Here is a 14,494-nt window from a genome sequence, read left to right as displayed (position 1 = left end):
CATATTTAGAGATCATCCGGCATAATCAATCTGCTAACGAAGGAGATCGCTATGCGTAAAGCCCGTTTTACTGAGCATCAGATCATCGCTGTGATTAAGTCAGTTGAAGCCGGACGAACCGTTAAAGATGTCTGCCGGGAGGCCGGTATCTCTGAAGCGACCGACTACAACTGGAAGTCCAGATACGGCGGCATGGAAGCTTCTGATATTAAAAAAATAAAGGATCTTGAGGACGAGAACCGCCGTCTCAAACAGATGTTTGCTGACCTGAGTCTGGAAAACCGGGCGCTGAAAGACGTTATCGAAAAAAGCTTTAAAACCAGCCTTTAAGCGTGAGCTGGTCACTCATCTAATAACGACATTCGGACTCAGTATCCGTCAGGCCTGCCGGAGTCTGAACCTGAGCAGAACGGTTTACCATTACCGCCCGGATACCACGCGTGATGAACCCGTTATTGCCGCCCTGCAGGCTGCGGCTGAGCGATACCCACGATACGGCTTTCCGAAGCTTTTCCAGATTCTGCGACGGCAAGGATACCCGTGGAATCACAAAAGGATCCATCGTATTTATTGTCTGCTGAAGCTGAATTTTCGCCGTAAAGGCAAACAACGGTTTCCGGTGCGTAATCCCTCGCCACTGGCTACGCCAGAAGCGCTGAACCAGAGCTGGTCTGTCGATTTTATGCATGATGCGCTGGCCTGTGGCCGTCGTTTTCGCACGTTCAATGTCGTTGATGACTTTAATCGTGAGGCGTTATCGATTGAAATCGATCTGAATCTGCCAGCTCTGCGAGTGGTCCGTGTACTTGACAGGATCGCGGCAAACCGCGGTTATCCGGTCATGCTACGCATGGATAATGGTCCGGAATTTATCTCTCTGGCGCTGGCTGAATGGGCAGAGATACACGCAGTAAAAGTGGAGTTCATCCAGCCGGGTAAGCCGACGCAGAACGCTTTCATTGAGCGTTTTAACAGGACATACCGTACAGAAATACTCGATTTTTATCTGTTCAGAACGCTGAATGAAGTACAGGAAATTACGGAGAAATGGTTATCAGAATATAACTATGAACGCCCGCATGAATCACTGAACAATATGACACCGGAGGAATACCGACTTCACCATTATTTGGCCGGGTTCTCAAAAAATGCATGGAACTAAAACGGGTCTATTTACATAACCATGAGGAAAACATGTGAAATGGAAAAAATCGCTTAGAATGCGATACTGCACGTTTTAGAGGGTATTCACAAAACAATTGTTGCCTCGCGGAAGTTTTGATCAAGATTGAACTGCTATCTGGATCATGACAGCAGATCACAGCAACAAGGCCGTTAAAAAGCGTTGAACGGCGTTAACAGCCGTTAAGCTAGGACTGATTGCAACGAAATGGAGAAAATGTTCAGAACGGGATTCAAAGTGTTTTAAGGCGATGCCGGAAAGAGATATATCTCACCTGTTCTGATGTTTTTTTCAATGCAAGCGCTTTTAAGAGTGCTTTTAAAGATGCTATTATGACAATAAGACAAACGGAGAATGAGATGAACGCCTCCCACCATTAAATCCGGAGCACAAAGGTAGATGGCGAGAAAATACAGGAAGGTGTGGAGTTTCGCAGATTTCCGGCATCATAGTCCAATACGGGATGCATAAGACTCCCTCAGACTGGAGACTCAACAAATAAAATATACACCGGTTGGCGTTGATATCGCAAAACATCTGATTCAGGTTCACTTCATCAATGAGCACACAGGGGAAGTGGTGGATAAGCAACTACGCAGCAGAGATTTTCTGACGTTCTTTAGTAACCGCGAACCTTGCCTGATTGGCATGAAAGCCTGTGGAGGCTCTCAGCACTGGGCCCGGGAACTGACAAAACTGGGTCATAAAGTCCGGTTGTTGCAGGCCCGCTTCGTTAAGGCATTTGTCATGGGCAATAAGAATGATGTGATGGATGCCAGGGCTATCTGGATGGCAGTTCAGCAGCCAGGTAAAGAAATCGCCGTCAAAACAGAAGAACAGCAGTCAGTTCTTGTTCTGCACCGGACCCGCAGGCAACTGGTGAAGTTCCGGACCGCACAAATTAATGCCCTGCACGGGACGTTACTGGAGTTTGGTGAAAGCATTCACAAAGGTCGGGCAGCGATGGAGCGGGAGTTCCCTGAAGCACTGGAGCGGATGAAAGAAAGACTGCCACCGTATCTCATTACGGTGCTGGAAGACCAGTACAACAGACTGAGTGAGATGGACTCACTGATAGATGATATCGAAAAACAGCTTACCAGTGTGGCCAGGCAGAATGAAACCTGTAAGCGGTTGCTGGATATTCCCTGCATTGGACCACTTATTGCGACGGCAGCGGTGGCCACCATGGGGGAAGCATCTGCATTTAAATCAGGGCGAGAGTTCGCGGCTTATGTTGGTCTGGTGCCCAGACAGACTGGCTCAGGAGGAAAAATCCGCCTGCTGGGGATAAGTAAACGTGGTGATCCCTACCTCCGGACATTGTTTATCCACGGAGCAAGGGCGGCAGCATTACTGACCAGAGAACCAGGCCCGTGGATAACCGCACTGAAAAAATGTCGTCCGGCCAGTGTGGCAATCGTCGCAATGGCAAACAAGCTGGCACGAACAGTGTGGGCAATAGCTGCTCACGGACGTAAATACGACAAGAATCACGTCAGTATCAGACCATATTAATTGCTGAGACTGATAAACATCAAACCTTAAAAAGGGTGAATGCTGAAAGGTTGCTATGGCGGCCGATGTGATGACAACGACAGGTAAGACCGTGACCTGATAAACCTGAATAGGCCCATGGACATCAAGTCCGCACGGAGAATAAGGCTCAGGTCAGCGAATCTCATAGTGGCCCGCAGCTCTGGCTGCAATAAGGCCGGATACAGAGCTGCAACTACTCGTCGATGTCAGAACAACGGAAGCCTTGCAAACGGGGAGGCGTTCATACAGGGCTTATGAGTTATCAAATCCTGACAACCACAGCGGCCAGTATTACTGACCTAAAAAAAAATCCTATGGGAACCGTAGCTGAAGGTGAAGGGGACGCTGTTGCAATCCTGAACCGAAACGAACCGGCGTTCTATTGCGTTCCACCAAAACTTTACGCCTACTATCGGGAACTCGCTGAAGATGCTGAGTTAAACGCTGTTGCTGATGAGCGCATGAAAAAACCGGAAATTGTGAAGGTTAGCCTGGATGACCTATGAACTGGCTTTTGACCGCAGAGCACTGAAGGAATGGCAGAAACTCGGCCACACCATCCGTGAACAATTCAAAAAGAAACTGTCAGAACGGCTGGAAAATCCACGCGCACCTGCAGCCCGATTACATGGTCATGCTGATCGTTATAAAATCAAACTTCGTTCATCTGGCTACAGACTTGTATATCAAGTCATTGATGAGAAAGTCGTTTTACTCGTTATTGCCGTTGGAAGAAGAGAAAGCAGCGAAGTCTATCAGATCGCAGATTTGCGCTAAGATTAATTATCAAATGATTGACTCTTTTCTGTCAGAACGAGAGCATAAACATTTGCAACACCTGCAAATGTAGGTTAATAAAAACCAGAAAGGTAAACTGGTTCCTTTTCATCCATAGCTTAAAGTGGGCGGGAGGTTAAAAATGCAAAACTACGCTAAATCTGTAACCACAGAGATCTTACGTCAACTTGAACGACAGGAATTTAAACCCCGAAAAGATTAAAAAAACACCCCAAAATGGATGGTTATTCAACACAGCCAGAACGTCAAGTAATAAGTATTGTCAGCGCCAGTGATATAAGACGGTCAACGGTCAAACATCGTGGCGTTGACAGTATAACCAATTTAATTGCTGGCATTGATTGATTCAGGGTATCGATGGCGATTTTTCGCTCCATTTCCCCAAAAATGGAGCCTGTACATAGATTTGTGTAATTGCCTGATTTTGATATGTTCAATTCAACATCAAATGAAGGTTAAATTATGGATGACAAACAATTGCAGGCTCTGGCTAACGAACTGGCCAAAAATCTCAAAACCCCTGAAGATCTCAGTCAGTTCGATCGCCTGCTCAAGAAAATCAGTGTTGAGGCTGTTCTCAACGCTGAACTGACTCACCATCTGGGACATGAAAAAAATCAGCCCAAATCGGGAACCAATTCCCGATTTGGCTATTCCACGAAAACCGTCACCACTACCGACGGGCCGATGGAATTACGTACCTCTCGTGATCGTGATGGTTCCTTCGAACCACAACTGGTGAAGAAAAATCAGACCCGCATTACCGGCATGGACAACCAGATCCTGGCGCTGTATGCCAGAGGGATGACTACCCGCGAAATTACCTCAGTCTTCAAAGAAATGTACGATGCAGACGTCTCTCCGGCGCTGATATCGAAAGTCACCGATGCCGTAATCGACCAGGTTGTAGAATGGCAAAACCATCCTCTGGATGCGATTTATCCCATTGTTTATCTTGACTGTATTGTCCTGAAAGTACGGCAGGACCGCCGGGTTATCAACAAAGCGGTGTTCCTGGCTCTGGGTATTAACCTTGATGGTCAGAAAGAGCTGCCAGGTATGTGGCTGGCCGAAAATGAAGGTGCAAAGTTCTGGCTGAATGTACTGACGGAACTGAAAAATCGCGGCCTGAACGATATCCTTATCGCCTGCGTGGACGGCCTGAAAGGCTTCCCGGAAGCGATTAATGCCGTCTACCCGGAGATGCAGATCCAGTTGTGCATAGTACACATGGTACGCAACAGCCTGCGGTTCGTGGCGTGGAAAGACTATAAAGCGGTAACCCGTGACCTGAAACAGGTTTACCGCGCAGCCACGGAAGAAGGCGCGTTGCAGGCGCTGGATGCGTTCGGGAAGGAATGGGATGCACGATACCCGCAGATAAGTCGCAGCTGGCGGGCAAACTGGCCGATGTTGCCACCTTCTTCGTGTACCCAGAGGCGATCCGCAAGGTTATCTACACCACTAACGCAATCGAATCGCTGAATAGCGTCATCAGACATGCGATAAAGAAACGGAAAGTGTTCCCGACAGATGAATCGGTGAAAAAAGTGGTGTGGCTGGCTATCCAGTCAGCCTCACAGAAATGGACGATGCCACTTCAGGACTGGCGGATAGCCATGAGTCGATTTATTATCGAGTTCGGTGACCGCCTTGACGGTCACTTCTGAGAAAGGCATTTACACAGAATGATGGACAGGCTCTACCCTCGTAATATGGACACAGCTCTAAGCGAGGTTCTGGTTTTCAAATTGTTCCGGACTGAGACCACCACACCTACTGTGCCGTCGCCAGCGATTGTAATCACATTTGATATAATTAAACACTGTTGCCCGCATTATTTCCCGAAAGTGTTCTCCGTGGAGATATTCCACTTTCAGCGGATGAAAGAAGCTTTCCACGCAGGTATTATCGTAGCAGCATCCTTTTGCGTTCATACTGCCACGCAGATTATGCCGCTTCAGCAGCGCCTGATAATCTGCTGAACAGTACTGGCTTCCGCGGTCCGTGTGAACGATAACGTTCCGGGAGCTCTGACGCCGCCACAGCGCCATCTGCAGGGCATCGCAGGCCAGTTGCGCCGTCATGCGTGGCGACATTGACCAGCCAATAACGGCACATGACCACAGGTCAATAACCACTGCCAGATACAGCCAGCCTTCATCTGTACGTAAGTACGTGATGTTTCCCGCCCACTTCTGGTTCGGACCACTGGCGTAAAAATCCTGCTCCAGCAGATTTTCTGACACAGGCAGGCCATGTGCGCGGTAACTGACCGGGCTGAACTTCCGGGAGGCCTTTGCCCTCAGCCCCTGACGGCGCAGGCTTTCCGCCACGGTTTTTACGTTAAAGTGGTAACCCTGAACACGCAGTTCATCCGTCAGGCGTGGTTGTCAACGACGGATGAAAAGTGATCCACTTATATCTCCACCAACGGCCCAATATTGATCCACCGTTTTACTCAGGATTAGCTTCTGTTATAGCCCCGGCCTTTCGTTTCTGTCTGAGTCGATAGCTTTCTCCTTTGATTTGAACGACATGTGAGTGGTGTAAGATACGGTCCAGCATCGCTGAGGTCAGCGCTGCATCACCGGCGAACGTTTGATCCCACTGCCCGAGCGGCAGATTGGATGTCAGGATCATTGCGCTCTTTTCGTAACGTTTAGCGATGACCTGGAAGAACAGCTTTGCTTCTTCCTGACTGAACGGCAGATAGCCTATTTCATCAATGATGAGCAGGCGGGGGGCCATGACTCCACGCTGAAGCGTCGTTTTATAACGGCCCTGACGTTGTGCCGTAGATAACTGAAGTAACAGATCTGCTGCTGTTGTGAAGCGAACTTTGATACCTGCACGGACTGCTTCATAGCCCATCGCTATTGCCAGATGGGGTTTCCCCACACCTGATGGCCCCAGTAATACGATATTTTCATTACGTTTATTAGACGTCAACTAGTTTTGCCGACTCGCGCCAACTATACTGGCCGCACCCTTCAGGGCGACATCAAGTCGCGCTTGTTACTGCCTTCGCTGTCTTTTTCCTGTAGCTTTCCCCTTTCAGTTCGAACATATATCCGTGTGGATCAGCCTGTCTGCCGCAGCCACCGCCATAGTCTCATCCACGAAGATGCTGCCCCACATGCTGAACGGATGGTTACTGGTTATCACCAGGCTCCCACGTTCATCGCGATGCGCTATTAACTCGAACAGCACACCCGTTTCGGCACTATCGCGTTTGACATAGCCAAGATCATCCACCACTATCACCCGGTAGCGATCCAGTTTCAGTAGCAGCTCATTCAGTTTCAACTGAGCTCTGGCTTTACGTAGTTCCTGCAACAGCTCTCCTGCGCTGTAGAACCGGGCCCGGTAGCCCTGACCTACTACGCCATCCACGATCGCTGCCGCCAGATGGCTTTTCCCCAACCCGCTGGCTCCGAACAGCAGAACGTTTTCTCCTGCATCAACCCAGTCTGTCGTTTCACAGAGTTGCCGGAACTGAGCTCCATTCAGTTCCGGCACCTGACTGAAGTCGTATTCGCTCAGCGTTTTGGCAACTGGCAACCGGGCCTCCTTTTTATAACGACGCAGTTTTTCACTCTCGCGCCACAGGAGTTCTTCATTGCATAGCGTCAGAAGATAGCGCGATGGTGTCCAGCCTTCTGCCAGCGCTCGTTTTTCCAGAGCGTGCCATTCAGCTCCAACTCGTGTCAGGCGTAGTTTACGCAGGCTATGTTCAAGGTGATGGATATTGCTCACTGCGAACCTCCCTTGCCACGCAGTAGTTGCTCATAACTGCTCAGGTTATGCTGTATCACATTGACTACCGGCAACGCCTTTTCTTTTATACCCAGGAAGCGCATCAGCCGGTGCAGATCCACGTTTCCCGGGGTATTCAGCATCTGCTCCATACCTTTTGCCACGACTGAGATATCGTCGTATCCTGCAGCCAGTTTCAGGGCATGTACCATCAGCCTTCCTGCCATATCGGGCTCCAGATGATTACATAAGCGACGCCACAGCCTCCGCCATTCATCGTCCGGCAGGATGTCATTTCTCAGCGTTGCATGGCAGAACGCACCGGGCTTTTTTGCCAGACTGTCGATCACATGTCGGAAGTCGATACGACGGGCCCGCGTCTTCCCTTTTTCTGGTCTGACGCGAGGGCAGCTCATGACCTCGCTGCTGCCAACGTAACAGCTCAGACGATCGTCCCATAACCTGACCCGTAACAGTTGACCTACAAGCCGGGAAGGTACGCTGTAGACGACGTGCTTCACATTGATGGTACTGCTGCGACTAACCCTCACAGTCAGCTCATCATAGTCAGCACTGCGACGAAGCGGCAGCGGTTTCAGATGAAGACGTTCTTCCTTGACCAGATCCTGATTGTTACGGTTGTGCCGCATAACCTGCTGAGTGATGAAGGCCTGATATTCTTCTATGGTGCTGAAGTCGTTACTGCCCCGCAGTATCAGCGCCTGACAGATACGCCTTTTCAGATGTCCGTGGGCACTTTCAACCGAGCCATTTTCGTGGCCCCGACCGGCATCGCAGGCCGGGCTGATGTTGCTGGCGGAACATGACCTCCTGCTCTGCACCATACTGTAGTTTCCATTCGCGAACCCGCCGTTGCATTGTTCTTCGAAGGCTGTTGGGGTACTGGCCGGGATATTTATCCTGTAGCATCTCCAGTAGAGTTGTTGGTGTCAGAGCCGGCCTCTCTTTCAACAGAGGAACAAGCATGCTGTCCCACATAGCTTCCAGAGGATCTTTGCGTGTGCGCCAGTGCCGAACACTGTTTTTTGCCCACTCTCCTTTTTCGATCCGACGACCAGAACGGACTGAGATACCAGCCTTCATGGCCGAGATATGCTGAGTTATACCTTTCTTACGCTGAGTCATATAGTAACTGACCTGAGAAGTATTGAGCGTCACGCCATTTCCTGTTGGATCATGTAAATGACACTCAGGTTACAAAACCGGCCAGAATAATCGGCGCCAGGCGGACTGAGTTATTGTCGTCTCATATACGTTCTATGAAGCTGAGTGAGCGTAACGACTGGAGTTGCTTCTGCGGTGCTCCGGTGGCGAATGTGAAGTCATACTCTTCGAACGTTTTCACCGCCGGGAAGGCTGCCATTCGGGTATACATCGCCTGTTTACGTTGATGACGTGCCAGTTTTTCTTCATGAAGCAGATGCTCCAGGAAGTCCATATAACTCCATTCCTGGTCTACTGCCTGTTGTGACAGCGCAGGCGCTGCGCTTATAAGGCTTTCCAGTTGCAACTGCCCGGCGAGCACCATCAGTCGTTGATGTTGCAGTTGCATCATCACGCCACTCCTCTGCAGAATGAGTCGTAGATGGAGAGTGGATGATGCAGGGGGGATTTGTCGAAGTTCACCAGATTTTCACCAGGATGCACGTCATACTCTTTTTTCTCCGGAGGCAGTGCCAGCATGGATGCTGAGCCAGCGATCGCAGGGACGGGCCTGGATTGTTTCATGCTTTCGTTGGTTAGCGACATCGTGCAGCCAGCGCAGACCGTGGCGGTTGGCTGTTTCAACATCGACAGTGATCCCCATCGGGCGCAGGCGAGTCATTAGTGGGATATAAAAACTGCTACGGGTGTACTGCACCATCCGTTCCACCTTACCTTTAGTCTGTGCCCTGAAGGGACGACACAGTCGGGGAGAGAAGTCCATCTCCTTGCCGAACTGCCACAGCGAAGGATGGAACCGGTGCTGACCGGTCTGATATGCGTCACGTTGCAGAACCACAGTTTTCATATTGTCATACAACACTTCGCGCGGCACACCACCAAAGAAGCGAACGCATTACGATGGCAGGTCTCCAGCGTGTCATAACGCATATTGTCAGTGAATTCGATGTACAGCATTCGGCTGTATCCGGGAACAGCAACGAACACGTGAAGCGGTGAGCGACCATTACGCATAGTGCCCCAGTCAACCTGCATCTGTCGTCCGGGTTCAGTTTCGAACCGAACAACAGGCTCCTGCTCCTGAGAAACCGAGAGAGAACGAATGAACGCCCTGAGAATGGTCATTCCGCCACGATATCCTAGGTATCTGATCTCGCGAGTGATTACCGTTGCCGGGATTTTGTAAGGATGAGCATCGGCGATGCGTTGACGAATATAATCCCGGTATTCATCCAGGAGTGAAGCAACAGCAGGTCGCGGCGTATATTTTGGCGGCTCAGATTTTGCCTGCAAATAACGTTTAACGGTATTGCGGGAGATCCCCAGTTCTCTGGCAATCGCCCGGCTACTCATTCCCTGCTTGTGCAGGATTTTAATTTCCATAACTGTCTCAAAAGTGACCATAAGCTCTCCTGAATCAGGAGAGCAGATTACCCCCTGGATTTGATTTCAGGCGTTGGGTGTGGATCACTATTGCACCGTTCGTGACAGTGGTGCACCGTAACGCTGTTTTGACCGTGTAAAAGCCGCGAGGACAACGCTGTCGCAGTGCTGACGGAACTGCTGACGAGGGCTTATCCTTGTCCGCCGTTGGCACCACGTATACCAGCCGCTGCGGGCCACCCGGAGCACGCGGCACATAGCCTTGATGCTGAACTCAGCCTGATGTTTTTCAATAAAGACATACTTCATTTCAGGCGCTTCGCGAAGCATGCCGCGGCCTTTTGGAGGATAGCCAGTTCCTCTGCCTGCTCCGCCAGTTGCCGCTTCAGGCGGGCATTTTCAGCGGCCAGTTCACTTTCACGTTCAGACGAGGTCATCTGTTGCTGCAGTTTGCTGCGCCACGCATAGAGCTGAGATTCATACAGGCTGAGTTCACGGGCTGCGGCAGCAACACCGATGCGTTCAGCAAGTTTCAGGGCTTCACTGCGAAATTCAGGCGAATGCTGTTTACGGGGTTTTTTACTGGTTGAGACTGTTTTTGTCATGTGAGTCACCTCTGACTGAGAGTTTACTCACTTAGCCGCGTGTCCACTATTGCTGGATAAGATCAATGCAGTGGAGTAGAAAGGGCGCGCATTATTTGTTACAGACCAGAACTGCAGTCCTGAATAACGAACTACAGGACAAATTCGCCAGTTGGTATCCCGGTTGTACGATAGACGCTCAGAGTAGGGGGACGTTATCCGCGATGGCAGCATATCTACTGCCCCAGGATTTTTCATGCTCTCCTATAACAATCGACGATTGCTGGAAAGGCTGGGCCATGTCTCTCCAGCAGAAGCAGAAAAAGCTAATTTAGATTCCATAGGAAGATAATCTAGCTGCCTGAGTAGTTTACAACTGTGCGGTTCAGATAATTCCCCTTTTTTAGCTAATAACGCACAACCTGTTATTGTGTGCATTATTAGCTAAAAAAGATGTTGGTTTTTCATTAGACTATACCATAATTTATTTATGGTTTTTGTATGAATTTCTGCCGCATGTATGCGAAGCGATATGAGGAAATAAGTTCATGGAGGAAGCGGCAAATAGCTATATAGTTGAGAGAACAATAGAAGTTGCGCTTAAATTCCTATGTTTATGAGAAGTGTGGTCTGAGCATTTTTGAGTGCAGTTTTATTTTCTTAGACTTGTTAAAAAGCGGTTCATTGTATGTACATCGTGGATAATAGTGGAGGCCTGAGAGCCGGAAGCTATCGCAATATCCATAACGACGTCTTTATTAGTCTGCACCATGATTCAAGGCTGCCTTGCCTGAAAGGAAGGGTAGATCGCCACCTTGGATTTTGGTTATCCGGGCTAACTGGATGTCGGGCGCTACCATGGTGATAATGTTCATGTAGATGTATGGGCTGATTATCGCGGAGGCTTTAAAACTGATTGGTAAACTGCTTGGTATAATCGAGGGTTTTATTTTTTGTGCGTAGTGGTGTGGCCTTTGTGGTTACTTATAAGTAACTAAGAGAAGGATTGTATATGCAGAATAAAAGAAAATGATGTTTTTCTTGAGAGTGAAGTTAAGCACCAAAACATGAAAAATAAACAATGTTTCGGTGTGAGAGCTTCCGATAAGACACCTCTGTGCTTTTTAAAACCAGGAGATGTTTTATATATCTTTGCTCATGGAAATACATCTGTTATAGGGACAGGATCAGCGAGTGGGCCAACATTGAGTCCTGGGACGTTAGCAACTCAATTAATACACCGACGTTTACCAAAAAGTTTTAAAGATATAAGGATTTTATCTTGCAATTCTGGCATACATTCAAAAACTCCCGCTTTCGCACTACGTCTAAAAGAGATTATGTATGGATATGGTTATCACGATTTAGTAGTTACGGGATACTTGGGTGAAGTAGATGTGTCGAGAGATTGGAGATTAAAAAATCATAACGAAGATATGGATTTTTACTCTTCAAAGAAAAAAGGAATAATACCTATAAGTAGTATATTAACTGAGTCTCAAAAGGCACTTTGTGGATCAGATTTAAAGTTTTCTCTTTCTGATTTTAAAGTGCGATATTAAAATAACACCTTGATATTGCAAGGCTGTGAATTTTTTAGTTTTTTGAGCACTTTAGTAAAGTGCATTCGATGCAGTTTGACAATCAGTGCTTTGGTCGGTTTATATAAGCCTCCCGAAGTGAGAAAAGGTGGTTTCCGTTATCTGGTTGATGGTGTCATGTTGAGTCTGCAACAATGCCCGTAGTCAGATATTCTCATGAATAAGTGAGATATCTCCCGGCTTTTACAAGGCGGTGTATACAGATTTCAGAATATACTGTTCTTTTAGATTAATAATTTCATCTTCAAAATATGAGTAAACAAAATAATTAAAGTTATTTAATATGTGATGATTTTAGTTAACATAATTAACATTTAAATAAATTAAATAAGAAAATATACGTCGCATATTGTATTTATAACGTTAGTTGTTATTAATACACTAATAATAATTATCTGTTTTTATTCGATATTTTCATGTTTGGGAATATTAGTGCGGTAGCTATGGCATTTAGTTGATATGTATATGACACACTAACACTACTACAGGATAGATAAAGTGAGTAATACACAACACAAACTTGATAAATCCCGCCCCCCTAGAGTACAGATAACCTACGATGTTGAAACTGGAGATGCCGAAACAGCGAAAGAGTTACCCCTTGTTATTGGGGTTTTAGGAGAGTACTCTTCATCAGACAAGCCATTGAGAGAACGAAAGTTTATTTGTATAGACAAAGACAATTTTGATGAAGTTATGACATCAATGAGTCCGAAGGCTCATTTTATGGTTAATAGTGTTATCCCGGGTAATGAAGGGAAACTGGATGTCGAGCTTACGTTTAAGTGCAAAGACGATTTTTCTCCTGATCATGTGATTCAACAAGTCGAGTGTCTTAAAAAATTATCTGAATTGAGGTCTCACCTTTGTGACCTCCGTAACAGGGCTGCAAGTAATGAAAAATTGAAAGAAAAACTTCAGGAATTACTGGTAAATACTCAAAATAATCCTGAAAATGATGAAGGTAAGGAATAAACATGACAATTACATCAACATTAGGGCAGAATGAAACACAGTATGCTACAGATGATTGTCTAGAAGAAATTATAAATAATACCAGAGCTGTAAGACAAGATTCTGAAAAAACTAGATTTAAATTACAGGTTAATAATTTCCTTGCTGAAGTTGCCAGTGGTTCTTTAGTCATTAACAGTGATTTAATCGGTAGTATTGAAAAGCGAATCACTGATATTGATAAGTTGATGTCTGAGCAGCTTAGTTTGATTATGCATGCAAGTGAGTTTCAAAAAATAGAGTCAGCGTGGACAGGGCTTTATAAGCTGGTTCATACCAGCGTAACTGAAAATGTAAAATATACAGTGTTACACTGTACTAAAAAAGAGTTACTCAAAGATTTTAAATCATCCTCAGATTTCGACCAGTCTGTATTATTTAAAAATATTTATGAAAGCGAGTATGGAACCTTCGGGGGAACACCATATTCTGCTTTTGTGGGGGACTTCTATTTCGATAATACACCTCAGGATATTGATTTGCTGGAGCATATTTCCCATGTGGCTGCCAGCGCTCATGCTCCGTTTTTGAGTTCTATTGCTCCTGGGATGCTATCCATGAATTCTTTTAGCGAACTACCCTACCCGCGTGATCTGGCAAAATTATTTGAAACAACAGATTATGCCCGGTGGCGTAGTTTCAGGCAGACAGAAGACAGTCGTTATGTGGGACTAACTTTGCCACAGTCCTTGGGACGTATCCCATATGGCATGAAGACTGTACCTGCTGAGACGTTTAATTTTGAAGAGCACATTAGTGAAGACAACTCAGGAAAAGACTATCTGTGGGTAAATACAGCTTTTGAACTTGCCTGTCGGATAGTTGATGCTTTTGAGGAGTATGGCTGGTGTGCAGCAATTCGTGGTGTGGAAGGTGGTGGTTTGGTGAAATCATTACCGGCCTATAATTATGTATCCCATACGGGTGAGAGATTATTACAATGTCCGACTGAGGTTGCTATCTCAGACCGAAGGGAAAAAGAACTGTCAGATCTCGGATTCATTCCACTGGTTTACTGTAAAGGCACTGATTTTGCAGCATTTTTTGCCGTTCAATCGGTGAACAAACCACGGCTATACAATACTGATCAGGCTAATGCAAATGCAAAATTATCCAGCCAACTTCAGTATATATTAGCAACGTCACGATTCGCACATTATCTGAAAGTTATTGTTCGTGATAAAGTTGGAAGTTTTATGTCAAAGACAGAATGTCAGACATATCTGCAAAACTGGATCATGCAATATGTTGTGGCATCAGATAACGCCGGACAGGAAACAAAGGCACGTTATCCATTACGTGAAGCATCCATAGATGTTGTTGAAATTCCTGGCAGTCCTGGTTCATATCGTGCAATTGCATGGATTAAACCTCATTTTCAGCTTGAGGGATTAAGTATGTCATTACGTCTTGTTGCTGACTTGCCATCAAGTGTAAGTTAAAATTTT

At 46.8% G+C, this 14,494-nt stretch carries 7 protein-coding genes and 9 pseudogenes; 9 read left to right on the top strand and 7 right to left on the bottom strand.

All coding sequences use genetic code 11. The annotated features are described in order from the left end of the window. Positions 1-51: 51 nt before the first annotated feature. The 5 genes and pseudogenes from QUE74_RS27525 (at position 52) to QUE74_RS27505 (ending at position 5,190) form a co-directional block, all read left to right on the top strand. Positions 52-1,162 (top strand): IS3 family transposase gene (locus QUE74_RS27525; RefSeq protein ID WP_097638450.1). Its coding sequence is split into 2 segments (ribosomal slippage): positions 52-305 and positions 304-1,162, totalling 1,113 coding nucleotides; the frame shifts between segments, so codons are not numbered across the junction. 519 nt (positions 1,163-1,681) lie between these two features. Continuing rightward, complete coding sequence (locus QUE74_RS27520) at positions 1,682-2,701, top strand: IS110 family RNA-guided transposase (RefSeq protein ID WP_024262278.1); 1,020 nt, start codon at positions 1,682-1,684, stop codon at positions 2,699-2,701. 275 nt (positions 2,702-2,976) lie between these two features. Further along, positions 2,977-3,228 (top strand): type II toxin-antitoxin system Phd/YefM family antitoxin, encoded by a 252-nt coding sequence (locus QUE74_RS27515; RefSeq protein ID WP_000121742.1) that lies wholly within the window; start codon positions 2,977-2,979, stop codon positions 3,226-3,228. Then, positions 3,218-3,499: a type II toxin-antitoxin system RelE family toxin gene (locus QUE74_RS27510; protein WP_000220564.1), complete on the top strand. Its 282-nt coding sequence runs from the start codon at positions 3,218-3,220 to the stop codon at positions 3,497-3,499. The genes QUE74_RS27515 and QUE74_RS27510 overlap by 11 nt, the downstream gene beginning before the upstream one ends. A gap of 483 nt (positions 3,500-3,982) precedes the next feature. Next, positions 3,983-5,190 (top strand): annotated as a pseudogene (locus tag QUE74_RS27505) (IS256 family transposase). Between the two features lie 57 nt (positions 5,191-5,247). Here QUE74_RS27505 and QUE74_RS27500 read toward each other — a convergent pair. The 7 pseudogenes from QUE74_RS27500 to QUE74_RS27470 all read right to left on the bottom strand — a co-directional run. Then, positions 5,248-5,910, bottom strand: a pseudogene (locus QUE74_RS27500) (IS3 family transposase); the annotation flags it as partial. Positions 5,911-5,977: 67 nt separating this feature from the next. Next, a pseudogene (gene istB / locus QUE74_RS27495) lies at positions 5,978-6,460 on the bottom strand (IS21-like element helper ATPase IstB); the annotation flags it as partial. A gap of 64 nt (positions 6,461-6,524) precedes the next feature. Beyond that, positions 6,525-7,279, bottom strand: a pseudogene (istB, locus tag QUE74_RS27490) (IS21-like element ISEc10 family helper ATPase IstB). Further along, positions 7,276-8,458 (bottom strand): annotated as a pseudogene (locus QUE74_RS27485) (Mu transposase domain-containing protein). The pseudogenes istB (QUE74_RS27490) and QUE74_RS27485 overlap by 4 nt, the downstream one beginning before the upstream one ends. A gap of 94 nt (positions 8,459-8,552) precedes the next feature. After that, positions 8,553-8,858, bottom strand: a pseudogene (locus tag QUE74_RS27480) (ATP-binding protein); the annotation flags it as partial. Beyond that, positions 8,855-9,868, bottom strand: a pseudogene (gene istA / locus QUE74_RS27475) (IS21 family transposase). The pseudogenes QUE74_RS27480 and istA, both read right to left, overlap by 4 nt. A gap of 87 nt (positions 9,869-9,955) precedes the next feature. Then, positions 9,956-10,452 (bottom strand): annotated as a pseudogene (locus QUE74_RS27470) (transposase); the annotation flags it as partial. Positions 10,453-10,511: 59 nt separating this feature from the next. On the opposite strand from QUE74_RS27470, the pseudogene QUE74_RS29690 reads away from it, so the two are divergent. From QUE74_RS29690 to tssC, 4 genes and pseudogenes are all read left to right on the top strand, one after another. Then, a pseudogene (locus tag QUE74_RS29690) lies at positions 10,512-10,664 on the top strand (ISKra4 family transposase); the annotation flags it as partial. 834 nt (positions 10,665-11,498) lie between these two features. Further along, positions 11,499-11,993 (top strand): hypothetical protein, encoded by a 495-nt coding sequence (locus QUE74_RS27465; RefSeq protein WP_241957720.1) that lies wholly within the window; start codon positions 11,499-11,501, stop codon positions 11,991-11,993. 537 nt (positions 11,994-12,530) lie between these two features. Continuing rightward, complete coding sequence (gene tssB, locus QUE74_RS27460) at positions 12,531-13,007, top strand: type VI secretion system contractile sheath small subunit (protein ID WP_000072547.1); 477 nt, start codon at positions 12,531-12,533, stop codon at positions 13,005-13,007. A gap of 2 nt (positions 13,008-13,009) precedes the next feature. Then, positions 13,010-14,488, top strand: coding sequence for a type VI secretion system contractile sheath large subunit (tssC, locus tag QUE74_RS27455; protein WP_000156834.1), 1,479 nt, complete (start codon positions 13,010-13,012; stop codon positions 14,486-14,488). Positions 14,489-14,494: the final 6 nt, after the last annotated feature.

The sequence above is a fragment of the Escherichia sp. 10290 genome (assembly GCF_030295155.1).
Lineage (GTDB): Bacteria > Pseudomonadota > Gammaproteobacteria > Enterobacterales > Enterobacteriaceae > Escherichia > Escherichia coli_F.
Note: the sequence above shows the minus strand (reverse complement) of the source record. Positions and strands in the feature narration are given on the sequence as shown.

What these genes read in the sequence shown, in the direction of transcription:
- tssC (WP_000156834.1), top strand. Translation starts at nt 13,010, where the DNA reads ATGACAATTACATCAACATTAGGGCAGAATGAAACACAGTATGCTACA.
- QUE74_RS27515 (WP_000121742.1), top strand. Translation starts at nt 2,977, where the DNA reads ATGAGTTATCAAATCCTGACAACCACAGCGGCCAGTATTACTGACCTA.
- QUE74_RS27465 (WP_241957720.1), top strand. Translation starts at nt 11,499, where the DNA reads ATGAAAAATAAACAATGTTTCGGTGTGAGAGCTTCCGATAAGACACCT.
- QUE74_RS27510 (WP_000220564.1), top strand. Translation starts at nt 3,218, where the DNA reads ATGACCTATGAACTGGCTTTTGACCGCAGAGCACTGAAGGAATGGCAG.